Raw genomic sequence first — 25,728 nt, 5'->3', positions numbered from 1 at the left:
TAAAAAAGAGGATTCTCTAATAAGAAGAGAACCCTCAAGGAAATATCGAAGTTTGTCTTCTTATCTTCAAGACGGTAAACGTCTACTGGAATTAGCACCATACCTCGACTTGGCTGGTTGCTGAGACATCTTCGGGCCAATCCCTCCGTCTCTCTGGATAAGAAATATATGAAATTATCAAAGTTTTAAATTTAAATAAGCTTAACACGTAGTGGATATTAATACAATACGCTTTTTAATTATTATTATGTCAAAAATGTCAATATTAAAACAATTACCCCGAGTATTAAAGATATCCAGCCTACTACTAACTTGTAAGAATAAGCTAATGCTGCAAGCCCTAATAGAACTGCTCCAGCACCTAACCAAAGTGGAGCATAGAAGAAACCAAGCACCCCTAAGACAATCCCCAACAAACCAACCCATAAACTTGTAGAAGAATTCAACATGCACACCTCCTATCCTTTATTGTAGGAACCCCAAGGTATAGCATTCCTCCATGTATTATATGAAGGGAATAGAGGAGGGGCATGAACAATCGGCTAAAAAAACGCACAGACAGGAAAAATGTTTGTGCGTTCTTTTATGATTACTCAGGAGTGCGAATAACTAAAACATCACATGTAGAAGATCGTACAATAGCCTCTGAAACAGAACCTATTAGAAAACGTTCAACCGCATTTAGCCCAGTTGCACCACAGATGACTAAATCGGCATCTGCTATTTTTGAAAGTTCTTTCGTAAGAAGAGTTTTTGGATGTCCATATTCAATTACAGTGTTTACATTTTCAATACCTTCTGAATGAGCTTGCATGTTATAGCCATTCAATAGTTCCTCTGACTGCTTATGTGCAGTATCAAAAATGGAACGTTCATAAGCTTCGAATGAGCGAGTATCGATAATATTAACGATGTTTAATGTTGCTCCAACATTTCGTCTTGCCACATCGATTGATTTACGAAATGCGTATTCCGCTTCCTTAGAACCATCTACTGCTACAACAATATTCTTATAATGATTTGCCATTGTTTTAATCTCCTTTAATTAAATAGAATGAAAATCAATTTATATTATTTTAACGTTACATTTTGAGGTTTTTTCATAAAGAAAGATAGGATTAAGTTAATCACTGCAAAGACTAGGCCAATAGTAAATACGAATGAAGAACCTGATGCTGCTGCCTCTGAAAAATTGTTGCTAACTGTTGTTAAATAACTATTTTGTTTAGCAGAAAAAAGAGAAACCATAACTGCAATACCAACCGCACCTGCAACTTGTTGGATAGTTTGCGTAATTGCAATTCCATCTGGGTAGTATTCCTTTGGTAAAGAATTTAGCGTGTTTGTTTGTGTAGATGCAAGAACCGCACCAATACCCAACATCATAATAATATGGATTACGACGATTACCCAAAGAGCAGAATCTGTTCCTAATTGTGCGTATAGCGCATAAGCAATAACCACTAGTGCTGTACCAGGTGTAATAATCGCTCTTGGACCATATTTGTCAAACAATCCACCGATTACCGGTGCTAAAATACAGTTTAGTAAGCTACCAGGTAATAGTATTAAACCAGTTGTAAATGCCGCGATCACTAAAGCCATTTGCATATACATCGGTAAAATTACAAGCATAGAAAGCATGTTGAAGAAGGTGATAAAGCTCATAAATACACCAAGAACGAAAAGAGGATATTTAAATGCTCGTAAATTCATCATTGGCTGTTCCATTTTCATTTGACGCATCGAGAACAGAATTACTCCGATTACGCCAATAATGATAGACCCTAGAACAATTTGACTTGTCCAACCGTTGTCACCAGATACACTGAATCCGTACACAATCCCACCGAAACCAACTGTAGAAAGGATAACTGACAATATATCAATGGACACTTTTCGTATTTCATTAACATTTGGTACATAAAAAATTCCAATAACTAATGATAATAATAGGAATGGTACTTGAGCCCAGAAAATCCAATCCCAAGATAATGTATCTAAAATCAGTCCCGCAATGGTTGGACCTAATGCCGGACCTGCTAACATAACTAATCCCATAACTCCCATTGCAGCTCCGCGTTTGTTTGGAGGGAAGATAGTGAAGATAACATTTTGCGTTAAAGGTAAGTTAATAGCTAACCCTGCTGCTTGAATAATACGTCCAGTTAACAGAAAACCGAATGATGGTGATAGTGCCGCTAAAATTGTACCTAGAAGGGTTAAAGATATAGAAGTTAAGAACATTTGTCTTGTTGTAAATTTTTGCATTAGGATACCTGTTACTGGTATTAAAATACCGAGTGTTAAGAAATATCCTGTCGCTAACCATTGAACGGTTGTCGGGTCTACTTTAAAAATAGTACCTAAATCTCCTAAAGCAATATTTAATGCTGTTTCACTAAAAAGTCCTACAAATCCAGCTACTAATAGAGCCGTCATTATAGGGCCAGTCTTATATGTTTTATTCACTTTTTAAGATCTCCTTGTTTCTAAAATTTGCGGTAGTAATTGGGAAACAACTTGGAGTGGTTCCATCGTTTTTTGCATTAAGCAAAGTAACATGGCTCCCTCAATAGAAGCTGTAATCATCAAAGCAATAGAAGAAGCTTCTTCATTAGTAAAGCCATCTGCTACTAATTTGTGGAAATAAATAGTCTGAATTTCCGAATATAGTTTAGTACATGCTTTTCTAACAGAATCACTTAAAGAAGCCATTTCGCTAACAATGCTGCTAAAGGTATATCCCGAAAGTGTTCCTTCAGCTTCAAAATTGACAATCAGCTTTTCAATCATTGCATTAGTCGCTTCTTTAGTAGTTGAATGCCCCTCAAAAATTTCTTTAATATCCCCCGTAATAGCTTCATTCAATGAGTGAAGGCAAGCCATTAGAAGTTCTTCTTTTCCATTTGGAAAGTGGTGATAAAGCGAACCCTTTGAAATTCCACACTCTTTCAAAATTTCGTTTAATCCAACACCTATATATCCTTTTTGCTGGAAAAGTTTTGTTGCGATATTGATTATCAGCAATTTTGTATCCATTTCCGCAGTACACCTCCTACATACCAACCGGTCTGTTTTTTAGTATAGCAAAACAATATTCTAAATTTCTAATGTTTTTTGTCGTATAGCAATATGGATGTTCATTATTTAGACACAAATAACCCGAACGAGAGTAAATTGGTTCTAAGCAAGAGTAAATCAATTACGTCCGAGAGTAAACGCAACCGAACGAGAGTAAATTCGTTCTAAGCGAGAGTAAAACAAGTTTGTCCGAGAGTAAATGGGTTCCGTCCCAACCGAACGAGAGTAAAACAAGCGCCTCCGAGAGTGTTTCGATGTCATCCGAGAGTAACCCCTTTGCGCAACTTTCATTTGGTTATACGCAACATAGGAATTCGAATGCGCAACTTCTAGGGTAATATGCACAACTTCTAGGCCAATCTCCGCAACATCCGCTCTCATATCCGCAACAACAAAGTTTATCTAAACCAACAAAAAAAGAATGACTTAAAAAATCAAGTCATTCTCTAAATTCTATATTTATTTACCACCAAGTAGGTCAAACAATCCACCTGCGATACTTCCTTCACCCTTAGAACTGCCACCTGGAATTTGTGGAGCAGCAGCAAACACCTTACTAGCTAATCTGCTAAACGGAAGTGATTGGATCCATACCGTACCTGGACCACGCAGAGTAGCAAAGAATAAACCTTCGCCACCGAACAAGGCAGTTTTGACTCCTTTGACCATTTCAATATTGTAATCTACATCCGCAGTCATTGCTACAAGACATCCAGTATCTACGCGTAAAACCTCACCTTGCTGAAGTGATTTTCTATGAATCGTTCCTCCTGCATGAACAAAAGCAAGTCCATCGCCCTCAAGCTTTTGCATGATGAAACCTTCGCCACCAAAGAACCCTGCACCTAATTTACGCTGAAATTCTACGCCAATCGTCACGCCTTTAGCAGCCGCAAGAAACGCATCCTTTTGACAAATAATTTTGCCGCGGTATTGGCTCAAGTCCATTGGAATAATTTTGCCAGGATAAGGCGATGCGAAGTAAACATGTCTTTTTCCGCTACCGGTATTAGTAAATGTTGTCATGAATAAACTTTCTCCCGTAAGCATACGTTTACCTGCACCCATTAATTTGCCCATAAGTCCACTATTACCAGAACCAGATGAGCCATCACCGAAAATAGTTTCCATGGAAATGCCGTCTTCCATCATCATTAAGCTACCAGCTTCTGCAACAACCGTTTCTTTTGGGTCTAATTCGATTTCTACAAATTGCATGTCGTCTCCGTATAACTTGTAGTCAATTTCATGATTATTCATGAACACATTCCTCCTGAAATTTATTAGCTACTAAGTATACGAAAGTAAGATTAAAAGGTTTCATCCTAAAATTTCAAAAATTTTAAAAGGGTTTTAAGAATTGATATCGAATAATACAAGTAGTGAAAGCGTTTACATTTTTAAATAGAAAGAGGGAATAAAATGAAATTAACAAATTTTATTAATGGGAAATGGCAAGACGACGAGCGTGCGGAGTATACGGCAGTATTAAATCCTGCGAATGGAGAACAGCTGGCTGAGGTCAAGCTATCTACAGAGGAAGATGTAAATCTTGCCGTAGAAGCAGCAGTAAAGGCTCAAAAGAAGTGGGCACTCGTTCCAGCACCTAAACGTGCGGATTATTTATATGAGATTGGAAGATTGATGAAAGAAAAGAAAGAGCATCTTGCCCAAGTGTTAACAAAAGAAATGGGTAAAGTGATTGAAGAGGGCCGTGGAGAAGTACAGGAAGGCATCGATATGGCATTTTACATGGCTGGGGAAGGTCGTCGATTATTCGGTGAGACAACTCCATCCGAACTAGCAGACAAGTTTGCGATGAGTGTTCGCGCACCTATAGGAGTCGTTGGACTTATTACCCCTTGGAATTTCCCGGTTGCGATTGCTACGTGGAAATCATTTCCGGCTATCGTTGCAGGAAATGCATTCATTTGGAAACCAGCAACGGAAACTCCTATGATGGCATATGAAATGGCGAAAATCTTTGATGAAGCTGGATTACCCCCAGGAGTTGCTAATATTGTATTTGGTTCAGGTTCTCAAGTAGGTACGGCTATGATTGAGCATCCAGAAGTAAAAGTTATATCATTTACGGGCTCTACTGACACTGGAAGTAAAGTAGCTGAACTTGGTGGTCGTCATTTAAAGAAAGTTTCTCTTGAAATGGGTGGTAAAAATGCAGTAATTGTAATGGACGATGCGGATTTATCATTGGCAGTCGAGGGGATTTTATGGAGTGCCTTTGGAACTGCAGGACAAAGATGCACGGCATGTAGTAGGGTAATTGTGCATAAAGATGTAAGAGAAGATTTAGAAAAAATGCTTCTTGAACAAATGGAAAAACTAACGATTGGTGACGGCTTAGATGAAACAGTCAAAATTGGTCCAGTTATTAATAAAAATGCTCTAGAAAAAATCCATTCTTATATAAAAATAGGACAAGATGAAGGGGCAACTCTCCTAACAGGGGGCACAATTTTAAATGAGGCAGAGCTAGCAAAAGGGAATTACTATGCTCCTACTCTATTTACGGATGTGACACCGAACATGCGAATAGCTCAAGAGGAGATCTTTGGACCAGTTGTTTCCTTGATCGAAGTGAATTCACTAGAAGAAGCGATTGAAGTAAATAATGGCGTCAAATTTGGATTATCCAGCTCAATCTTTTCAAGAGATGTCAATAAAATCTTCCGTGCTCAGCGTGACTTGGATACTGGAATTGTCTATGTGAACGCTGGTACAACTGGTGCAGAAATTCACCTACCCTTTGGTGGAACAAAAGGTACTGGAAATGGACATCGTGATTCAGGCGTTGCAGCTTTAGATGTGTATACAGAATGGAAAAGCATCTATATAGATTACAGTGGGAAATTACAACGTGCACAAATAGACACAGAATAATAGGGGGATGATTACATGAAAGTTGCTGTATTAGGCGCAGGATTAATGGGGAAAGAAGCAGCCCGCGATTTAGTGTTAAGCCCAAACGTAGAAACGGTCTTCTTATGTGATTTAGATGTGGGACAGGCAAAAATGTTTAAGGAAAGATTGCAAAACTCCAAAATCGAAGTATTGAGACTAGATGCAAACGATGACGATAGTATACGGAAAATAATGAAAGAAGCAGATGTAGTAATTAATGCATTATTTTATACGTTCAATGAAAAAATAGCGAGACTTGCTGTAGAAGTAGGGGTTCATTCTATCGATTTGGGAGGGCATATTGGCGGGGCAACAGATAGCGTATTAATACTTCATGAAAAGGCTAAAGCTAAAGGAATTACTTTAATCCCTGATTTAGGTGTGGCTCCAGGAATGATTAATATATTAGCTGGATACGGAGCCTCTAAACTAGATGAGGTGAATGCACTTCGATTATATGTTGGAGGAATACCAGTAGAGCCTGAGGGGATTTTTGGTTACAATATCGTCTTTTCGTTAGAAGGAGTCTTCGATCATTATACGGATACTTCTCATGTTATAAGGGAAGGAAGACTTCAGGAAGTGCCATCTCTTTCAGAAGTAGAACCGATTAACTTTGAAGAGTACGGTGAACTAGAGGCCTTCCACACAGCTGGGGGCACTTCAACTTTACCTAAATCTTTTCCAAATGTAGATACACTGGAATATAAAACAATTCGTTATAAAGGACATGCAGATAAGTTTAAACTGCTCGTAGACTTAGGGTTAACGGACAAAAAAACAGTCGTAAATGTAAATGGCAACATGGTAAAGGCGCGAGATGTATTGAAGGAAGTTCTAACACCTCAGTTATTACTAGGAGATAAAGAGGATGCAGTATTGCTTCGTGTAATTGTAGAAGGCTATCAAGACGGAGTGCTAACAAATTACACATATGAGATGGCGACCAAAAAAGACCCTCTTTCAGGTGAAACTGCAATGGCTCGAGCAACAGCTAATACTGTTTCCGTCGTTGCACAAATGATTGGAAACGAGGTCATTAATAATCGTGGAGTGTATCCTCCCGAGCTAATCGTCCCTGGAGACCTTTATATCCGAGAAATGGCAGCAAGAGGCGTAGAAATAAGAGAATCCATTACTAGAGGTGAGTAAAGATGAACTTTGATTTCTCAGAAGAACAAGTACTACTTCGCAAAACGGTTCGCCAGTTTGTGGATAATGAAATAATTCCGCATATTGCAAAATGGGAATCAGACGGCGCATTTGATCCTTCCATTTGGAAAAGACTTGCAGACCTTGGCTTGATGGGAGTTTGTATACCTGAAAAGTATGGTGGAAGTGGAATGGATTATAACTCACTAGCTATTGTTTGTGAAGAATTAGAGCGTGGGGATACAGCATTCCGTACAGCAGTTTCCGTTCACACTGGTTTAAATTCTATGACTTTAATGCAGTGGGGGTCAGAGCAACAGAAACAAAAATATTTAGTTCCGCAGGCAAGTGGTGAGAAAATTGGAGCATTTGGTTTAACCGAACCAGGCGCCGGTTCAGATGTAGCGTCAATGTCTACGGTTGCAGAGCTTGACGGAGATGACTATGTCTTAAATGGACAGAAAACATGGATCTCGCTGTGTGATGTGGCTGATCATTTCATCGTTTTTGCTTATACGAATAAATCCAAGAAGCATCATGGGATAAGTGCGTTTATCGTCGAGCGAACATTCGAAGGTTTTTCATCAAAAGCCATAAAAGGTAAATATGGCATTAAATCAGGTAATACTGGAGAACTGTTTTTTGATAATATGCGAGTACCGAAAGAAAACCTTCTCGGAAAAGAAGGAGAAGGATTTAAAATTGCGATGTCGGCTCTAGATAATGGTCGATTCACAGTAGCTGCCGGAGCAGTAGGGTTATCGCTAGCATGCCTAGAAGCAAGCGTTAAGTATAGTAAAGAGCGTCAAACATTTGGAAAAGAGATTGGCAGGCATCAGCTTGTTCAACAAATGATTGCTAAAATGGAAGCTGGTCTTCAAATGAGTCGGCTCCTCGTGTACCGAGTAGGCGAACTAAAAAACAAAGGTGTACGTAATACAAGGGAAACATCACTAGCCAAATGGCAGGCATGTGATTTTGCCAATAAAGCTGCTGATGATGCGGTGCAGGTGTATGGAGCCTATGGATATTCAGACGAATATCCGGTAGCGCGATATTTGAGAAACTCAAAAGCACCAGTTATTTATGAAGGAACGCGAGAAATCCATACAATCATGCAAGCGGAATACGTCCTCGGTTACCGGGAAGACAAAACGCTAAGCAATATGCTTCCGAAATGGCCATTTGAAGAATAAAATATATAAAAAAGCAAGAATGTCGTTCACCTCCGTGAATAACATTCTTGCTTTTTAATTTTTTAAAACAATATTTCTTTACGCAAGTAAATATCTAGCGAAAGAGAGTGAAATCCTAATTACCGCAAGTAATCGCCATCCCTAACAGACTAACCTATTTTCAAGAGTAAGAAAAGGGTAACAAAAAAAGCTCTCGATTAATTTATTCGAGAGCTTAACCTATTAGTCTAATACGATTCTTTAAGCGATTTCTGAGGAGGATTGAAATACTACTAAAATCTTACTGCTTTTAGAAGAAAAATAGACCGATACTTATCACTAGCCCACTTAATAGCAGGATAAATACACAATAGCCCATAATATCCTTTGCTTTTAAACCAGCAATAGCTAATGCTGGTAAAGCCCAGAAAGGTTGGATCATGTTTGTCCACGCATCACCCCAAGCAATAGCCATTGCAGTCTTAGCATAACTGAGATCTAAAGCAGATGCAGCATCTAACATAATTGGTGCTTGAACTGCCCATTGCCCACCTCCCGATGGGATAAAGAAGTTTACAATTCCTGCCGCATAAAAAGTAAAGAGATAAAAAGTATGCTCATTAGAAATACTGATAAATGCCTCAGATACGACACCTGCAAGTCCAGAAGCAACCATCATCCCCATGATTCCCGCATAAAAAGGAAACTGAATAACAATATCACCAACGGTTTTAGCTGCATTTTTTACTGCAACTAAGAATCGCTGTGGAGTACCATGACAAATTATACCGAGAACTATAAATATCAAGTTAACGATATTAAGATTTAAATCAAACCCTTTATTCATAAAATGTTGAACTAGATATACTAAACCAAGCAGTCCGATTAAACCAGTTAGAATATAACTCTTCTCTAAACGAAGAGCGGGTGTAAGATTTTTAGTATTCTCTTCAACAGTATCCTCTTCTTCAAGTAGAGTAGGATCAATAGAGAAAGTTTCTTCTTTACTTGGCATCATCCATCTGTTTAATAGTGGAACAGAAACAAAAAGTGCAATTACAATAAATAAGTTGTATGTAGTAAATAAAGTTTCTGTAGTAGGAACAATGCCCATTATGTCTGCGAAGGGATGTCCTTCCGTTGCGATAGATAGTGGAATAGATCCAGCTAAACCGCCGTGCCAAATGATGAAACCAGAATACGCACTAGCAATTAGTAAGCGATAATCTACATTCTTCACTTGTCGAGCAATTTCCTTGGCAAATAAAGCCCCAATTACCAAACCAAATCCCCAGTTAATCCAGCAACCGATAAGCGAAACTACAGATACTAGTAGTATAGCAGCTCCTGGAGATTTCGCAGTACCAGCAAGAGAACTTAGTATTTTTTTGAAAACTGGACTACTTGCTAATACATGTCCTGCTAATAGGACTACAACCATTTGCATAGTGAAAGATAGTAATCCCCAAAATCCATCTCCCCAATAAGTAGCCATTTCAAGAGGAGTAGAGTCCGTTAGAGTCACTCCAAGTAAAAAAACAAGTAATGTTAATATTGCTACAAAAATATACGGATCCGGTAAGTACCTTTCCATTAAGGAATTTGTAAATCGTGTTAAAACCTTCAAATTAATTTCCCCCTTTGTTTTTGTTGTCCATCCCCCTCTTAATATATGATAATTGAACCCTAGTTAATTCGCTATACAATTCATAATATTTAATCTAGAGAAAGGAATTAATAATAATTCTGAATTTTCTTTCCGTGGGTGTAACTAATTCAATTTTTTAAAGTCTAATGGGTTACAAAGAAAAAAGGAAGGGTGATCCGTATTGAAAAGGTGGATTATTTCAATAGCGGCATTAGTTTTAGTGGTTGGATTAGGTAGTGTATTCTATTTCGCTAAATTATCTGTGACAGCTCAATCAGTTGTGCTATCTGGTGAGGTTTTTCGAGCTTCTTTTTCTTCCGCGATCGGAAAAAATGCATTAGAAAACGGAGATGTATACATCGAGGATCAACTAGGTAAGAAAGTCAATGCGAGTTATTCGATTACTTCAAATGGCAAATCCCTCGAGGTTACAGGATTGAATGAAGGCAAATACACTTTGCATGTGAAAGACAAACTCAGAAGGACAAAAACTGATTTTCCTTTTCACGTATATAAAGAGCTGCCAACAGTCCAATCACAAGCGGAGCTAAAAGCCCATTTTGAAATGGTAATGAAATTGCAAAACATTCATAACAAGAATTTTGCGTTTCCGGAATCGACGGAAGAATCTGCGGAGGTATCTTCTGACGCTAAAGGTGGCGGTGATTATTCTACAACTAACAATCAAGTTGAAGGTGTAGACGAGGCAGATATCGTAAAAACAAATGGCACCCATATATATTCGATAACAGAAAATAACGTCTCTATCGTAAATATTGAGGATCCAACGAAAATGAAAGAGGAAACAAAGATTAGGTTTGGTCAGGATTATTATCCAATGCAGCTGTTCTTAACCGATAAAACATTAATAGTTTTGGCGCAAAAGAATTCTTATCAAACATTACAGTATGAGGAAGATAGTAATAACGAAGCACGAATGTATATGCCGATGAATTCTATGACTACTGCGTTATTTTATGATATTTCCAATCCATCAGCCCCGAAATTACAAAGAGAGGTCGGGACGGAAGGGAATATGTCTGGGGCTAGGCTAACAGATGATACGCTCTACTATGTAACAAATGTATACCCAAATTTTTGGATAATGGAAGAACAAGAAAATATAGAGTTGCGCCCGTTTACGTATGATTCAAAATCAGGAGAAACAGTGAAACCTTTGCCATACAAGGATCTTTCCATCCTTCCGAATTCCAAGGAGGCGACGTATAGTATAATCACTGCTTTAGACGTTACGAATCCCAAGAAAAATGAAGTAATGACAAAAGGCTATCTCGGTGGAAGTGAACAATTATATATGTCGAAGGATAATTTGTTTTTAACTTCGAGTATTTTTGAGGGAAGTACTTCTAGCAACAAGATGATTTGGAATCCAGGCTCTATGGATACGGAAGTGTTCAAGTTTGCGTTAAACAAAACGGCTATCCAATTTGTTGCTTCCAACCGCTTAAAGGGCCATATTTTAAACCAATTCTCCATGGATGAATATAATGGATATTTACGAGCAGTGACAACTAAGGGTAATAGTTGGGATGAAAATGAAGTGTCTGAAAACAACTTATTTATATTAGATGATGGGATGAAATTGGTAGGCTCTCTAACAGGTCTTGCAAAGGATGAGCGAATTTATTCAGCAAGGTTTATGGGGGATAAAGCTTATATGGTGACGTTTAAAGAAACAGATCCGCTATTCGTAATAGACACCGCTACTCCTACTTCTCCTAAAGTATTAGGAGAGTTAAAGATACCTGGATTTAGTAATTATTTACATCCGTTAGATGAAAATCATCTTATCGGGTTCGGCTACGAGACAAAAATTGATACCCAAAATGGTGGGAAAGAGCCACTGATTATAACTGAAGGAATGAAAATCTCCTTGTTCGATGTAAGTGACTTTGCAAATCCAAAAGAAAAAGATACAGAAATAATAGGTGATCAAGGTACGTATTCACCATTACAATATGACCATCATGCACTTTTTGAACACCAGCAGAATAATTTATACGGGTTCCCTGTATCTATATACGAAAAACTACCAGGCAAGGAATATTCAGATTTCAAGCAGGATGGAGCATTAATCTACGAGATAACACCAGAAAATGGAATCCAGCGCAAAGGGGACTTACTTCGTCCTGAGGTTGCTGGTCAAATGTATGAAGAATGGGAAAGTTCGATTCAAAGAATTGTCTACGCAGGTGACACTATTTATACAATTGCGATAAAAGAAATTAAAAGCTATAATATTCATACTTATAAACAAACTGGTCTAGTGAAGTATTAGAACGAAAGTGGCTTTTATAGTCACTTTCTTTATTTTGGATAAAATTCCAACAGCAATTGTTTTTTTTCAGTTGGTTCTATAAGATTAGCTTAAATGGATGAAAGAAGGTGTTCCTCATTGACTGCAGATTATGAATTGGTAGTGGAATGCTGTTTACTTGCTGGACGTTTAATGATGGAAAGTGGAGCTGAGACATATCGAGCGGAAGATACGATGGATCGTATGGCTGTTTCACAGGAACTGACGGAATCTCAAAGCTTTGTCACTCCAACTGGAATCATTTTTAGTGGAAACAAAAACCTTCCAACAAGATTAGTAAGAATAAAAGCAAGAACGACCGATTTAGGAAAGATAGCCTTAGTAAATAATGTATCAAGAAAATTAACTTTTGGTGATATTACAATTGAAGAAGCATATAGCGAGCTAAAACAAATTGATAAGGGTCATGAAACATTTCCTCTTTGGATAAAAGTAGCTGCAGCTGCTATTGCATCAGGTGCTTTTCTATTATTATACGGAGGAAGGCTAATGGATGTATCAACAGCTTTGCTCGCTGGTGGTATAGGTTATGCAATAGCAGACCGGTTAGAAGTAAGGACTAGAGTTAAATTCTTTGCGGAGTTTTTAGCAGCTATGTTCGTTACAATCATAGCAATTTTATCTGTTTCTAGTGGCCTAGGGATAGAAATTGACAAAATTATTATTGGCTCTGTAATGCCACTTGTACCTGGTTTATTAATCACTAATGCTGTTCGTGATTTAATGGCAGGTCATTTTGTATCAGGTCTGTCAAAGGGAGCAGAAGCTTTTCTTACCGCTTTTGCAATTGGAGCCGGAGTAGCACTAATAATTTCACTGTAAGGAGGATTAGGATTGATATATATTACTCAAGGTATTTTAAGTTTTATCGCAGCTATGGCTTTCGGAGTAGTATTTAACGCACCGAAAAAATCACTCTTTTACTGTGGAATTGGTGGGATGACAGGTTGGATTGTTTATATGTGCGTAAATCAACTAAACCAGGATCAGGTAGGTGCTTCATTTGCGGGTGCCTTTACCGTTGCATTCGTATCCCATATAATGTCGAAAAAATTTAAAATGCCGATGATTATTTTTAGTGTTGCCGGAATCATTCCACTAGTTCCTGGGGGCACTGCTTATAATGCTATGAGGCATGTTGTGGAAAAAGATTACGCCACAGCGCTTGAATTTGGCTCCCAAGCCTTACTAATTTCAGGCGCTATAGCAATGGGCTTAGTATTCGCAGAAATTATTACCCAACTTTGGGTGAAGGCATTTTTGAGATTAAAAACAAAACCGTGAGCAAAGAGATTAACTCTGCCCACGGTTTTATTTTATATAAATTTTTTTATAACATTTCCTCTACTTCATCAGCAGAAATTGGTAAGCTTACATAATAGCCTTGTACCGCATCACAGCCCACTCGCTTGAGAATCTCAAACTGTTCGGCTGTTTCGACACCTTCTGCAACCACTTGTAAATTTAACGATTGGCCAAATTGTACTAAACCTTGAACCAGCTTTTCAAGTTTTTCTTGCTTAGTAATAGAGCTTATAAAAGATTTATCTATTTTTAATTTACCTATTGGTAGCATTTGTAAATAGCGTAAAGAGGCATATCCAGTTCCGAAATCATCCAACACAAAGACGATACCATCCTGCTGCAACTTTTGTATTTGCTGAACAATTGCTTTTTCGGCTTCAGCCTCGAGAGCAAATTTCTCAGTGAATTCTATTTGAATCAGCTGTGGGGAACATTTATATTTCTCTAGCACTTTTCGAATCGTTCGCACCATATTTTTATCTCTAAATTCACGAATGGATGAATTGAAGCTCACTTTGATAGGTATTCCTTTTCGTTCCCAAATTGCAGCTTGCTCACAAGATTTTTCGAGCATAAACTGACCGATTTCGTTGATTAGTCCTGTTTCCTCAGCGATGGGGATTAGTTCTTCTGGTGATACAGTGCCTAGTATGCTGTCTTCCCATCTCACTAATGCCTCTACGGACGTTATTGCACCGGTCTTTACATCTTTTTGAGGTAAGAACATAACGTGTAGATCATTATGGTTCAATGCTTCTAATAATCGCTTCTCAATTTGAATTTTGCGAGAAAGTTTCGAGTGGTCAGACTTAGAAAGAGTAGTGATCATACTGCCACCTTCTAGCTTAACCTTTTGAATTGTATTAGTAGTAGCTTTTAATAGATGAAGATAAGATTGCTGATCTTCCGGGTAGCGAGTTATAGCTCCGCTTACAGTAATTGGAATAATCTTGCTGTCTAAGTAAATAGGATTTTGCTTCAAATAATGTGTAAACCCTTGGATATACCAATCACTTAAAGGAGTTACGATTGCAAAATCATCTCTGCCAGATCTTGCTATAATAGAATCTTCGAAATAGATTTTCAATCTTATGGCAAATTCATTTAACATTATCGATTCGGTTTGATCATTGAAAATTTCTTTTAATGTATAAAATTGGTCGATGCTAATGAAAACAAAAGAAAATGATTTTTTTTCCTTGATATATTCATTTACTATTTCTTCTAATCGATGTCTAGTTAACAAACCTGTTTCTGTGTCTACATAAGCAATCTGTTCTAGTTTGTTCTGCATTAATTTCTTTTCGGTAATTTCTTCTTCCAATAATAAAAAGTAAGGCGTATTATTTTGAGTATTAGATACAGGGATACCTAACAAATTCACCCAATATACAGTGCCGTCTTTTGTGACTTTCTCGACAGCATTTTGAAATACCTTGCCGTCTCGAAGCTTCGTAATAATCTGTTTCCCAATTGCTATATATTCAGGAGTATCCGGTAGTAGCTGCCAAAAAGATTTTCCGATGATTCGTTTAGGAGTCCAACCACTTTTTTTCAAAAACTTATCGTTAGCATGCATGATTAGCCCTTCAGGATCAATATAAACGACCATGAAAGAATTGGACAATCCTTTTTTTATAAGTTGAACTTCTTGAAAAGAAGATGCTTCCAATAAATTACTTGTATCTGTTTTAATCTGAAATAATACATAGCGCATATCCTGATAGGCAAAGGACTTTGCAACAATGGATGTTTTTATAGCTTTTTTATCTTTCGAATAAAGGACTACGGGGCTTACTTCAAAAGGATCTTCTGTATGTAAAATAGTTTCCCAATTTGCATTAAAGTGTCCTTGTGTATAGTCAGTAAAAAGTGGTACATCTGTGTTTTGTAAGTCAATAATAGAGTAACCAAATTGTTTTTCGGCTTCTTGGCTCCACCAGACAATCTTGCCCTCGTTATCTGTCATAAAACAAGGTGTTGGCAAGTTGCTAAAGACAGTGTTGCTTAAGTTTAAAGATTCTTCTTCTTTGAGAAACATATTCAAGCCTCCTTAAATATTCTGGGATTATTTTTTATGGTTTCAATAAATTAGTCATGAGTATAATACCATATATTCATAAGAAAATATATAGGTGGGTAAAAAGTACTTCGGAAAGTAGTTGGAAAATATGACTGAAAATAAGTTTGTAAGGTCCAAAGGTATATTACTCATAGTTTTAGGTTCTATTTTATGGGGTGCATCAGGACCTATGATGGAATGGATATTAAATAATACTAGCTTATCCGTTTCTTTTTTCTTAACGGTTCGCTTAATAACAGCTGGTTTATGTATATTGCTTTATTTATTTATCACAGGGAAGCGAATTTTTCTTATATGGAAAGATGTCAGTTGGCTCAAACAACTAATTGTTTTCGGCGTATTAGGAATGTTGGGGGTACAGTATACATTTGTTGCAGCAATTGAGGCGAGTAATGCATCGATCGCTACATTGCTTCAATTTTTAGGACCGGTTTATATTATTTTATATTTGTCCTGGAGGAACAAAGTATTTCCACCTAAATATCAGGTTATAGGTATTATCGGTACATTAATTGGTTTGTTTCTATTATTAACGAATGCAAATGTGAGCATATTGTTAATAAGTAGGGAAGCTTTACTTTGGGGAATGGCAGTAGGGGTAGCATTTTCTATTTATACTGTATATCCAGCTAGGTTGATGAAAGAATGGGGAGTTCTCGTTGTTGTCGGCTGGGGAATGCTAATCGGTGGGGTAGTGCTTGCGCTGGTTACACAAATATGGAATACAGATGAATGGATCTATCTTGCAGCATACCCTTTAAACTTGATTGTCGTCATTGTTATATTGATCGGAACCGTTGCATTTATATTATTTTTATCAAGCATGAAATACATAACTGCTGTGGAAACAAGTATATTATCCAGTATTGAGCCACTAACCGCGATGATTATTTCCGTCTTCTGGTTTAGTCAAATACTTGGGGTTTGGCAATATATTGGTGTTATTGTCATGCTTGTATTTGTTACATGGCTGTCTATTGCAGGGGAAATTAAATGGATGCGTAAAAGAAAAGGATGACTTTGGTAATATTAAGTCATCTTTTTCTATATCTTCAGATAATTTTATGGCATAATAGATTTTACAGTAATTAATTCGAGTGTCGAAGAATCTAGGGGTGTTTCCATTTTGAAGACTATTTTTTCTTATTTATCTCCATATAGAATGTTGGTAATTTTCGCTTTAGTGTTAATGTTAGTGGAGCTTTCTGTAGAGCTTATTCAACCATTGCTAATCGCTATCATTATTGATGATGGGATTTTAGCTGGAGATCAGCAAGCTATTATTTTTTGGGGCAGTATTATGCTAGGAATATCGTTTTTGGCATTTTTAGCAGGAGTAACTAATACATTTATCGCTTCGCATGTTGTTCAAAGCTATGGATATGATATACGTCAGGCGCTATTTAAAAAAGTGCAGGCTTTTACGATGGCTACTTTTTTAAAATTTCCTACAGCAAGTTTAATCACACGTTTAACTACGGATGTAACAATCACACAAAATCTAATCTTTATGGGATTACGTATTATGCTCCGTGCACCCTTGCTAGTTGTTGGGAGTATCATTATGTCCTTTATCGTGAATCCATATTTAGCTATGTTTTTAGTAATTGGTGCTCCTTTTTTAGTAGTATTCCTATACATAATGAGTCGGAATGGTTTAAAACTATTTGGGAAAGTTCAAAAAAGGGTAGACCAAGTCACAAGGAAGATACAAGAAAATTTACAGGCAGTGCGGCTAATAAAAGCGTATTTGCGTGGCAATTTTGAATCGAGTCGCTTTGCAACAGTTGCGGATAACCTGAAAATGGATAATGTAAAGGCGTTCCGAATCATGGAGTTAATATTGCCTGTCCTACTGTTTGTCATGAATGTGAGTTTGTTGGCAGTTCTCTGGTTTGGTGCTAAAGAAATTCAAACAGGAGCTGTGGAACTAGGAGAGCTTGTAGCTATCATTAACTATGCGATGCGTATGACTGGTGCCTTCTCTATGTTTGCTTTCATCATTATTTTCTTCTCAAGAGCAAAAGCATCCTCTGAGCGTATGGAGGAAGTGCTCCTTGTAGAAGATGGAATTGAAATTATCAATACAGATTCAGAAGAGACAGCTCCAGGAATAGGAGAAATTGAATTTAGGCATGTGTCATTTCATTATCCTACGACAGATGTGCCTGTATTAAGTGATGTATCTTTTAAGGTTAAACCAGGATCGAAGCTAGCGATTATGGGAGCAACTGGTTCTGGTAAATCGACGCTACTCAACCTAATCCCAAGGTTTTTTGATACAACTAAAGGTGCTATTTTAATAGATGGAATCGATGTTAAAGAATGGCCGCTAGAAGAACTGAGAAAGATTATTGGTCTTGTTCCTCAGCAATCTATTCTTTTTACAGGAAGTATTCAGGAAAATCTAGGGTGGGGAGATCAGGCTGCAACAGAAGAGCTGTTGAGGGAAGCCGCAAAACAAGCGCAAATCCATGACTCTATTGAACAATTCCCAGACCAATATAATACGAGAGTTGGTCAAAAGGGAGTCAACCTTTCTGGTGGACAAAAACAGAGACTTTCCATCGCACGTGCACTCGTTAGAAAGCCGGAAATTTTATTATTAGATGATAGTACAAGCGCATTAGATGTGTCGACAGAAAACGCATTATGGGAAGCACTAGAGGAAGAAAATGCAACAATGTTAGTTATTACACAAAAAATTAGAACTGCAAAAGGTGCGGATCACATTTTACTATTAGAAGAAGGTCAAGTATCTGCTTATGGTACACATGAGGAGTTAATGGAAAGCTCTTCTCTCTATAAAGCAATAGCTGAATCACAACAAGAGGGGGGCGAGCCTGATGAACTTCATTCGTAAACCTTTTGGCTATGAGCCTATTATTACTAAAGAAGATTTAAAGAAAGATCATAAAAAGAAAGTCGATAAAGCATCTGATTGGAAAGGCGTTTTAAAAAGAATATGGCAGTTGGTCGATGAACAGCGATTTCTTTTAATTATTGTTATGTTGATGGTCATCGCCAGTTCCGCTCTAGCGTTAATTGGCCCATATTTAATAGGGGTTATTGTGGATGAACATATTTCCAAAAGTATTTTTGAGGGTTTAGCTAAAATTATAGGTGTAATACTCATTGTGTACCTACTCTTCTCTTTAACGACATACTTACAAAGCTATTGGATGATTGGTATATCACAGCAAACCATCTATAGACTTAGAACTGGATTATTTGAACATTTACAGAAGCTTCCAGTGTCCTTTTTTGATAAACGTCAGCACGGAGAGTTAATGAGTAGGATGACGAATGATATTGAAAACGTAAGTCAAACATTGAACTCATCTCTCATACAAGTATTCTCAAGTATTCTTACTTTAGTTGGGACAACTGTGGTCATGTTATTACTTAGTCCACTAATGACTTTAATCACGCTTATAATTGTGCCATTTATGTATTTTGCGATGCGCTGGATTACAAAAAGAACGTCTAAATTGTTCAAGGAGCAGCAAAAAGCAGTAGGTGAGCTAAATGGAATGATTGAAGAGACCATTTCTGGACAACGAATTGTAAAAGCTTTCTCTCAAGAAAGTAGGATGCAAGAAGAGTTTGCACTTAAAAGTGAGCGTTTAAAACTAACCGGGTTCTGGGCTTTAACTTATTCAGGTTTCATACCAAAAGTGATGAACTTGTTGAACAATACAAGTTTTACCTTAGTTGCTGCGGCAGGCGGATTATTAGCCTATTATGGGCACGTGACAATAGGGGAAATTGTTATTTTCACGGAGTATTCGAGGCAGTTTACTCGTCCATTGAATGACTTAGCGAACCAATTTAATACGGTGCTTTCTGCAATCGCAGGAGCAGAGCGTGTTTTTGCTATTATGGATGAGCCTATGGAAGAAGATGCTGCTATCGATCATACAGAGTATAAGCTGAAAGGTAATGTTACTTTTGAAGATGTAACGTTTTATTACAATAAAGAAGATGAGTCTCCGACGATTTCCGACGTTTCCTTTCATGTGGAGTCAGGGAAAACTGCTGCATTAGTTGGAGCTACAGGAGCAGGGAAAACTACTATAATGCAATTGCTTGCACGTTTTTATGAAGTAAATGGTGGTCGCATACTAGTGGATGGTATTCCTATTGATCAGTTGCCTAGACATACGCTACGTAGCCAAACGGCATTTGTTTTACAGGATCCGTTTTTATTCGAAATGACGGTCAGAGAAAATATTCGTTATGGCAAACTTAATGCGACAGATGAAGAGGTACTAAACGCAGCGAAAGAAGCAAATGCACATGATTTCATCATGAAATTACCGGATGGCTACGATACTATTTTATCGGCGGATGGAGGAGAAATTAGTCAGGGGCAAAAGCAGTTATTATCCATTGCCAGAGCTTTAGTTGCAGATCCAGCAATTCTATTGTTAGATGAAGCAACGTCTAGTATAGATACGGTTACAGAAATGAAAATTCAAGAAGCCTTGGAACGATTGATGGAAGGCAGAACAAGCTTTGTCATAGCCCATCGATTAAATACGATTCGCCAGGCAGATTTAATATTTGTGATGGAAGCTGGGAAACTAGTAGAGTCTGGACCACAGGAAGAGCTGTTGCAAAAGCGAGGCAGATATTATAGTATGTTAACGAATTCAAAGATTTAAGGAGAAATACATGAATATATCTATAATGACTGTGTCGTTTCCGTTAGACCAGGAGACAATGGAAGAAATAGAACAATTGATAGCTGAAGCAGAAACAGTGGATAAAATGGATTATACCTCTCTATTGAGCGTGGAAGAGATATCCGATTATTTCACAAAAGGATTTTGCATAGTAGCCTATGATGAAAGCGACCAATTAGTTGGCGTTTTGACCTCTATTGATCGAATAGCTACACTGGATTTTGAGTGGAGTTGTGTTGTGCTACCTACTGTGAGGAGATTAGGTATAGCGCAACAATTAGTAACCGAACTAGGCAGGAATTTAGAAATTAGAGGAGCAGCTGCGGATCTTGCATTAATTCCTGAAAGCTCGGAAGCGGGTCATCAGCTTCTTCGGAAGTTTGGTTATGCTTTGGATTTTTCTGAGAGAACGATGGTAGCTGTGGCAGGAACAGTGGAGTTAGATAGTGAAGTGGAAATTTCACATTATTCGAACGAGGAGTCAGCAATTCTTGGCGTATTAGTAAACGCATTTGGTGACACAGAACAAGAAGCCAGAGAGTTAATCGCATTTAATACACAAACGCCAAATCGCCATTTGATGATTGCCAAATTCCGTGATGAATTAGTAGGAACGTTTACTTTAGTCGATGACGCTGAAAAGCTATGGGTTACAGGACTTGCTGTGCATGAAAAAGCACGTGGCAAAGGAGTGGCGTCCAATTTATTAAACTGGAGTAAAAACGAAGCGAATCGAATGGGAAAAGCGTCCGTCTATTTGGATGTAGAAACAGACAATGATCAGGCATTATCTATTTATGAAAAAGCAGGATTTACAACAGTGAGTAACACGCATTTTTATAAAAAAGAGTAATCTAGCAGCGAGCAAATTTTGTTGATTTGTTCGCTGCTTTTTTTAAATCAGGCTATGTTAAAGGCTAGAGTTAAATTTCGTGAGGTGGTATTGTTTGTGAAATATTACACTTAAACTAACGCGGCAGGTTTGTTGAAGAAGGATATTAGTTCTTAATTGGAGAATTTACAAGATACATATTAGTTATTTCTAATAATGTTATAGAAAATGACGCCAATTCTGATGCGATGTATAGCTGATATTAGCTGTAAATTTGTAATAGGGTTCCATAATAGCTCCATAAATTCCTCATCTGGACCAGTGAACTGAAGCTCAAGAACTTTTTTAATTACTTCTATGTTTGTGTCTTCTACATCAGACTCTGAACAAGCAGATATTAAAAACAATGACCGTTTTCTTGGATGAAGGTGCACATTACTTGATTGAACATAGTCTTGTATGTTCCAAAGAAAGTGAGCACATCATCGATATGGAGTGGATGAATCCTTGTTTTCCAAGGTTTTCGAAAATGATATCTTTCGGGGTATGTCCTACTTAGTAGAATGGTCCCAGCGTAGGAACAAACCGCTACCGGCCTGCCTACTAAATGAAGGGGTGCAACGATTAAATAGCCATATCGAAGTAGCAGGCTTGCGAATAGGCAGGCAAGTATGGGGTTACTATATTTTCATTATTTTGCAACCTATTTACTTCCTCATTCGACCTTATTGCATAAATGAAAGGAGAGCCGAAATGGATATGGCTACATTAGTAAGAAAAGCAAAAAAAGGTGAAGATGAGACATTTGAACAACTGGTTGACTCTGTCGACATAAGATGTATCGGACAGCCTATGAATATGTTAGAAATGAACAGATGCTCTTGACCTCTACCAAGAAACTATTTACACAGCATACATTTCAATAAAAAAATTAAAAAAATCTGAAAGTTTTTTGAGTTGGATTACAAAAATTTTAGTTTTTAAATCGATCGATTTTATTCGAAAAGAGTCTCGCCATTTTGCTACAGACAATGATGAAATCATTACTGAATTATTAGCTAACGAAAGGCGATTTGATACCCCATTCAGTAGATTTGTCAGAAGGCTTTTGAAGGAAATATGAATGTGGAATTGTCAGTAACGGTTTAACTAAGGCAACATTAACAAATTTTCCGAGTGTATTCCCCTTCAGGGAAAGAAGAAGCGCAGTCCTATTAGGATTGCGCTTTTTTCTTTCCTTTTTTTGTCCTTGTGTACTTATTGGGTATCAGGTTCCAAATCAATTCAGAATTCAATACGATCCTTGTACCTTTCACTCTTTTCAGTCCAATCTTGAAAATACCTATTTCGTTCTTCATACCTAGTTATAATAATTTTTAAAATTCTCAATTATGTTAAACTATTATCTTGCATACATAAAAAATTAAGAAAAAGCATTTTAATACCTCTTTATAAGACAACTATAGAATTTATTTATAACTACCTTAACATTTTTGAATTTCCCTTTAATTCTCGATTTCATTAATATTAGGCTAATGAATCTGAAAATTTAATATTTTCTTTTTTATCGTTTTATGTTTTAAAAGAAAACTAGGTAGAGCAGAGGTGTGGATTTTGCTGGATGAGAAAAGTGTATTGTTTAACGAAGTAGAAAGTTTAAGTGATGTTTTATTTAGTATTAGTGATTACATCCATGATAATCCTGAACTTGGTAATGAGGAATTTAAGGCAGTTCAGAAAATTACGGACACATTAGAGAATTATGGCTTTACTATTGAAAAAGGAATAGCTGGATTAGATACGGCCTTTATCGCCACCTATATAAATGGATCAGGTGGTCCGGTAATTGGTTTACTTTGTGAATATGACGCGTTAAAAGATCTTGGACATGGATGTGGACATAACCTTCAATCTGCATCTGTTTTAGGGGCAGCTATTGCTCTTTCAAGACAACTTGGTCAGCATAATGTGACGATTCAAGTCATCGGCACACCTGCAGAAGAGACAACAAGTGGGAAGATTCCGATGGCGAGAGGAGGATATTTTGACCATCTAGATGTGGCCTTAATGATGCACGGTGGTGACCGAACAACAGTTGATGGGAGATCACTAGCTGTAGATAACTTTGAATTTGAATTCATTGGAAAGGAATCACATGCTGCTGTAGCTCCTGAACAGGGAATTAGTGCATTAGATGGTGTTCTTATGACCTTTAATGGCATGGAGTATTTACGAGAGCATGTTCGTACCGATGTTCGAATTCATGGCATCATCACGGATGGGGGGAAGGCCCCAAACATTGTACCAAAAAGAGCAGCAGCCAAATTTTCCGTTCGTGCGAAGGATCGAAACTATTTAAATGAAGTTGTGGAAAGGGTGTTTAATGTAGCAAGAGGTGCAGCATTAGCTACTGGAACTGAGGTAATCATCCATCCATTAAAATCACTGGAGAATAAGCTGAACGTTCAAAGTTTAAATGATTTACTTTTAGAAAATGCACGTTTTTCAGGTGCGAAGAATATTACGCCACCGCGTGAAAGAACTGGTTCAACTGATTTCAGTATTGTCACTCACCGCGTGCCTGGTGCATGTATTCGTGTTTCCTTTGTCCCTTATGGAACATCAAACCATACGGAAGAATGGGTGGAAGCCTCTAAAAGTAAAGATGGAAATGAAGCAATTATAGCTGCTGCTAAGACTTTAAGTGGGACTTGTCTAGATTTAGTTTGTTCACCGGATTTGTTAGATAAGATTAAAACTGAATTCATAGTTGCAAAACAAACATTAGAAAGCGATTCTGAAGAACTTGTGTCAACTAATTAATAAATTTACTAATCAAAAACAAGGGGGATTTATATGAGGTTCAAATTTTCAACTTTTACGATTTGTGCACTAGTTTCTATCTTACTATTAGCTGGCTGTACTACTACGACTACATCGAAAAGTACTGCTCCAGAAGCTTCCAAGGAAGAGGATAAGACATTAACCATTTCCCTAGGTCCAGATCTTATGACATGGGATATTCATAACCATACAACTACAACTACAGAGGCTATACACGTTAATGTATTTGATTATTTATTGATGAGAGACAAGGCAGGAGAAATTCAACCCCATTTAGCAAAAGAGTGGAATCGAATTGACGATACAACTGTGGAGTTTAAACTCAACGAAGGAGTAAAGTTTCATAATGGGGAAGATTTAACGGCTGACGACGTTAAATTTACACTTGAAAGAGTTGCAAAAGATGATACTCTTCGAAACCATGGGGATTATGACACGATAAAAGAAGTTAAAGTATTGGATGATCTAACGTTTCAAATCATTACAACTGAACCAGATCCGATGATTTTGAGCAGAATCTCAAGGCAAGCGTCTGGTATTTTACCAAAGGATTATATTGAAGAAAATGGTTGGGAGCACTTTGAAAATAGTCCAGTTGGATCTGGGCCATTAAAATTTGTTGAATGGAAAAGGGATAACCAGGTTGTATTAGAGCCAAATCCTGATTATTTTGGAAAGAAAGTAACAAATGTTGACAAGGTTATTTTCAGAGCAATTCCTGAGGATTCAACTAGGGTTGCTGAACTTTTGTCAGGAAACATTGATATCGTTGCAAATGTTCCTCCAAGTGATTGGGAAAGGGTAAAAAGTTCTGACAACAGCCAAATTGTAAATGGACCTTCTAATCGGAATTATATGATGTTTCTTCGAACACAGGAAGGCTGGGCAACTTCGGATGTGAAAGTGCGTGAAGCGATGGATTATGCCATTAATGACCAAGCAATCGTGGATAGTTTGTTAAATGGTGGTGGAACTCCGTCTCTTTCACGTGTGAACCCAGGAGACTTAGGCGCACAAGAGGATTTATATGGAAAGTATAACTACGATGTTACAAAAGCAAAGCAGCTATTGGCAGAAGCAGGATATGCAGATGGGCTGACTATTGAATTATCTGGTCCAACTGGAAGGTATATTCAAGACCGTGAAGTAATGCAGCTGATTGCTGGGATGCTTCAAGAAGCAGGTATCAAAACAGAAATGAATCTAATGAAGTGGGAGGCATTCGTAGAGCTAAGAGAACAGCAAAAATTTAAAGATGGCTATTTAATAGCATTAGGTTCGTCGTTTTTTGATGCTGGTCAGTCACTAGATTACTATGGAACGGATCGTGCTAGTTCGATTAATGGTTATAGCAACCCAGAAGTTGACCAGTTATTAAGCGATGCTGCAACGTCAATGGATGAAAGTGCTCGCATTAAAATGTATCAACGTGTTCAGGATATTGTTAATGAGGATAAGCCAATTTTACCTTTATTTCAAATTGACCAATATTTTGGGGTTTCTAAATCTTTAGAGTATGAAACAAGAATGGATGAGCTTATTTACATTCCAGATATAACAAATAAGTAAAACATTTTAAGAAGCACTAAGCTTATGACCCCTCTCTTTTTTAATAAGAAAGAGAGGGGAAATTTCCATAAAAACGTTAAGAGCTTTG

Annotated in this window: 22 protein-coding genes and 1 riboswitch; of the genes, 14 read left to right on the top strand and 8 right to left on the bottom strand. The window is 37.5% G+C overall.

Annotated features, from left to right (window positions below; genetic code table 11):
* Positions 1 to 57 precede the first annotated feature (57 nt).
* Positions 58 to 164, bottom strand: a riboswitch (SAM riboswitch).
* Positions 165 to 245: 81 nt separating this feature from the next.
* The 5 genes from BLR36_RS09180 to BLR36_RS09160 form a co-directional block, all read right to left on the bottom strand.
* The gene (locus BLR36_RS09180; protein WP_139185080.1) at positions 246 to 446 is read right to left on the bottom strand and encodes a C4-dicarboxylate ABC transporter; all 201 of its coding nucleotides are present in this window, start codon (positions 444 to 446) and stop codon (positions 246 to 248) included.
* Between the two features lie 143 nt (positions 447 to 589).
* Positions 590 to 1,027: a universal stress protein gene (locus BLR36_RS09175; protein ID WP_093061447.1), complete on the bottom strand. Its 438-nt coding sequence runs from the start codon at positions 1,025 to 1,027 to the stop codon at positions 590 to 592.
* A gap of 44 nt (positions 1,028 to 1,071) precedes the next feature.
* Positions 1,072 to 2,442, bottom strand: a complete 1,371-nt coding sequence (locus tag BLR36_RS09170; RefSeq protein WP_094029271.1) for a DHA2 family efflux MFS transporter permease subunit — start codon at positions 2,440 to 2,442, stop codon at positions 1,072 to 1,074.
* A 33-nt stretch (positions 2,443 to 2,475) separates the two neighbouring features.
* On the bottom strand, positions 2,476 to 3,042 hold the full coding sequence (locus BLR36_RS09165) for a TetR/AcrR family transcriptional regulator (RefSeq protein WP_094029270.1): 567 nt from the start codon (positions 3,040 to 3,042) through the stop codon (positions 2,476 to 2,478).
* Between the two features lie 501 nt (positions 3,043 to 3,543).
* Positions 3,544 to 4,344, bottom strand: coding sequence for a TIGR00266 family protein (locus tag BLR36_RS09160; protein WP_093061446.1), 801 nt, complete (start codon positions 4,342 to 4,344; stop codon positions 3,544 to 3,546).
* Between the two features lie 162 nt (positions 4,345 to 4,506).
* Between BLR36_RS09160 and BLR36_RS09155 the strand changes: the two genes are divergently transcribed.
* From BLR36_RS09155 to BLR36_RS09145, 3 genes are read left to right on the top strand one after another with little or no spacing between them, the layout of a single operon-like run.
* A complete protein-coding gene (locus BLR36_RS09155) occupies positions 4,507 to 5,985 on the top strand; it encodes an aldehyde dehydrogenase family protein (protein WP_093061445.1) in 1,479 nt (492 codons plus the stop codon).
* A gap of 15 nt (positions 5,986 to 6,000) precedes the next feature.
* Entirely contained in the window at positions 6,001 to 7,158 is a 1,158-nt protein-coding gene (locus tag BLR36_RS09150) for a saccharopine dehydrogenase family protein (RefSeq protein ID WP_093061444.1), read from the top strand.
* 2 nt (positions 7,159 to 7,160) lie between these two features.
* Positions 7,161 to 8,354: an acyl-CoA dehydrogenase family protein gene (locus tag BLR36_RS09145; RefSeq protein WP_093061443.1), complete on the top strand. Its 1,194-nt coding sequence runs from the start codon at positions 7,161 to 7,163 to the stop codon at positions 8,352 to 8,354.
* Positions 8,355 to 8,643: 289 nt separating this feature from the next.
* Here BLR36_RS09145 and BLR36_RS09140 read toward each other — a convergent pair whose 3' ends face one another.
* On the bottom strand, positions 8,644 to 9,960 hold the full coding sequence (locus tag BLR36_RS09140; protein WP_093061442.1) for a short-chain fatty acid transporter: 1,317 nt from the start codon (positions 9,958 to 9,960) through the stop codon (positions 8,644 to 8,646).
* A gap of 202 nt (positions 9,961 to 10,162) precedes the next feature.
* Here BLR36_RS09140 and BLR36_RS09135 point away from each other — a divergent pair, with 202 nt between their 5' ends.
* From BLR36_RS09135 to BLR36_RS09125, 3 genes are all read left to right on the top strand, one after another.
* Complete coding sequence (locus BLR36_RS09135; RefSeq protein ID WP_093061441.1) at positions 10,163 to 12,280, top strand: beta-propeller domain-containing protein; 2,118 nt, start codon at positions 10,163 to 10,165, stop codon at positions 12,278 to 12,280.
* Between the two features lie 117 nt (positions 12,281 to 12,397).
* Positions 12,398 to 13,141, top strand: coding sequence for a threonine/serine exporter family protein (locus tag BLR36_RS09130; protein ID WP_371326709.1), 744 nt, complete (start codon positions 12,398 to 12,400; stop codon positions 13,139 to 13,141).
* 12 nt (positions 13,142 to 13,153) lie between these two features.
* The gene (locus BLR36_RS09125; protein WP_093061439.1) at positions 13,154 to 13,603 is read left to right on the top strand and encodes a threonine/serine exporter family protein; all 450 of its coding nucleotides are present in this window, start codon (positions 13,154 to 13,156) and stop codon (positions 13,601 to 13,603) included.
* Positions 13,604 to 13,649: 46 nt separating this feature from the next.
* Here BLR36_RS09125 and BLR36_RS09120 read toward each other — a convergent pair whose 3' ends face one another.
* Positions 13,650 to 15,665, bottom strand: a complete 2,016-nt coding sequence (locus BLR36_RS09120; RefSeq protein WP_093061438.1) for a sensor domain-containing protein — start codon at positions 15,663 to 15,665, stop codon at positions 13,650 to 13,652.
* Positions 15,666 to 15,795: 130 nt separating this feature from the next.
* Between BLR36_RS09120 and BLR36_RS09115 the strand changes: the two genes are divergently transcribed.
* The 4 genes from BLR36_RS09115 (at position 15,796) to BLR36_RS09100 (ending at position 21,248) form a co-directional block, all read left to right on the top strand.
* Positions 15,796 to 16,725 carry a DMT family transporter gene (locus BLR36_RS09115; RefSeq protein WP_093061538.1) on the top strand — a complete coding sequence of 310 codons (930 nt, stop codon included), beginning with the start codon at positions 15,796 to 15,798 and terminating at the stop codon, positions 16,723 to 16,725.
* Positions 16,726 to 16,833: 108 nt separating this feature from the next.
* The gene (locus BLR36_RS09110; protein ID WP_093061437.1) at positions 16,834 to 18,570 is read left to right on the top strand and encodes an ABC transporter ATP-binding protein; all 1,737 of its coding nucleotides are present in this window, start codon (positions 16,834 to 16,836) and stop codon (positions 18,568 to 18,570) included.
* Positions 18,554 to 20,374: an ABC transporter ATP-binding protein gene (locus BLR36_RS09105; protein ID WP_093061436.1), complete on the top strand. Its 1,821-nt coding sequence runs from the start codon at positions 18,554 to 18,556 to the stop codon at positions 20,372 to 20,374. Before BLR36_RS09110 ends, BLR36_RS09105 begins: the two co-directional genes overlap by 17 nt.
* A 10-nt stretch (positions 20,375 to 20,384) precedes the next feature.
* The gene (locus tag BLR36_RS09100) at positions 20,385 to 21,248 is read left to right on the top strand and encodes a GNAT family N-acetyltransferase (RefSeq protein WP_093061435.1); all 864 of its coding nucleotides are present in this window, start codon (positions 20,385 to 20,387) and stop codon (positions 21,246 to 21,248) included.
* A gap of 179 nt (positions 21,249 to 21,427) precedes the next feature.
* Here the strand turns inward: BLR36_RS09100 and BLR36_RS09095 are convergent, their stop codons facing one another.
* A complete protein-coding gene (locus tag BLR36_RS09095) occupies positions 21,428 to 21,634 on the bottom strand; it encodes a hypothetical protein (RefSeq protein ID WP_093061434.1) in 207 nt (68 codons plus the stop codon).
* Positions 21,635 to 21,980: 346 nt separating this feature from the next.
* On the opposite strand from BLR36_RS09095, the gene BLR36_RS19145 reads away from it, so the two are divergent.
* The 4 genes from BLR36_RS19145 to BLR36_RS09075 all read left to right on the top strand — a co-directional run bounded on the left by BLR36_RS19145 (position 21,981) and on the right by BLR36_RS09075 (position 25,640).
* Complete coding sequence (locus BLR36_RS19145; RefSeq protein WP_256371023.1) at positions 21,981 to 22,112, top strand: hypothetical protein; 132 nt, start codon at positions 21,981 to 21,983, stop codon at positions 22,110 to 22,112.
* A 16-nt stretch (positions 22,113 to 22,128) separates the two neighbouring features.
* Positions 22,129 to 22,350, top strand: coding sequence for a hypothetical protein (locus BLR36_RS19030; protein ID WP_371326712.1), 222 nt, complete (start codon positions 22,129 to 22,131; stop codon positions 22,348 to 22,350).
* A gap of 482 nt (positions 22,351 to 22,832) precedes the next feature.
* Positions 22,833 to 24,050, top strand: a complete 1,218-nt coding sequence (locus BLR36_RS09080) for a M20 family metallopeptidase (protein ID WP_254771362.1) — start codon at positions 22,833 to 22,835, stop codon at positions 24,048 to 24,050.
* A gap of 33 nt (positions 24,051 to 24,083) precedes the next feature.
* Positions 24,084 to 25,640 (top strand): ABC transporter substrate-binding protein, encoded by a 1,557-nt coding sequence (locus BLR36_RS09075; RefSeq protein ID WP_093061433.1) that lies wholly within the window; start codon positions 24,084 to 24,086, stop codon positions 25,638 to 25,640.
* Positions 25,641 to 25,728: the final 88 nt, after the last annotated feature.

It is taken from the genome of Psychrobacillus sp. OK028 (assembly GCF_900103605.1).
Classification (GTDB): Bacteria; Bacillota; Bacilli; order Bacillales_A; family Planococcaceae; genus Psychrobacillus.
This window is presented reverse-complemented; position numbering and strand designations above follow the sequence as displayed.

Excerpts from the sequence above, each read along its gene's own strand:
- BLR36_RS09100 (WP_093061435.1), top strand. The coding sequence starts at position 20,385 with ATGAATATATCTATAATGACTGTGTCGTTTCCGTTAGACCAGGAGACA.
- BLR36_RS09155 (WP_093061445.1), top strand. The coding sequence starts at position 4,507 with ATGAAATTAACAAATTTTATTAATGGGAAATGGCAAGACGACGAGCGT.
- BLR36_RS09120 (WP_093061438.1), bottom strand. The coding sequence starts at position 15,665 with ATGTTTCTCAAAGAAGAAGAATCTTTAAACTTAAGCAACACTGTCTTT.
- BLR36_RS09145 (WP_093061443.1), top strand. The coding sequence starts at position 7,161 with ATGAACTTTGATTTCTCAGAAGAACAAGTACTACTTCGCAAAACGGTT.
- BLR36_RS09165 (WP_094029270.1), bottom strand. The coding sequence starts at position 3,042 with ATGGATACAAAATTGCTGATAATCAATATCGCAACAAAACTTTTCCAG.
- BLR36_RS19145 (WP_256371023.1), top strand. The coding sequence starts at position 21,981 with ATGGATATGGCTACATTAGTAAGAAAAGCAAAAAAAGGTGAAGATGAG.
- BLR36_RS09115 (WP_093061538.1), top strand. The coding sequence starts at position 15,796 with ATGACTGAAAATAAGTTTGTAAGGTCCAAAGGTATATTACTCATAGTT.
- BLR36_RS09170 (WP_094029271.1), bottom strand. The coding sequence starts at position 2,442 with ATGACGGCTCTATTAGTAGCTGGATTTGTAGGACTTTTTAGTGAAACA.
- BLR36_RS09150 (WP_093061444.1), top strand. The coding sequence starts at position 6,001 with ATGAAAGTTGCTGTATTAGGCGCAGGATTAATGGGGAAAGAAGCAGCC.
- BLR36_RS09075 (WP_093061433.1), top strand. The coding sequence starts at position 24,084 with ATGAGGTTCAAATTTTCAACTTTTACGATTTGTGCACTAGTTTCTATC.
- BLR36_RS09105 (WP_093061436.1), top strand. The coding sequence starts at position 18,554 with ATGAACTTCATTCGTAAACCTTTTGGCTATGAGCCTATTATTACTAAA.
- BLR36_RS09175 (WP_093061447.1), bottom strand. The coding sequence starts at position 1,027 with ATGGCAAATCATTATAAGAATATTGTTGTAGCAGTAGATGGTTCTAAG.
- BLR36_RS09160 (WP_093061446.1), bottom strand. The coding sequence starts at position 4,344 with ATGAATAATCATGAAATTGACTACAAGTTATACGGAGACGACATGCAA.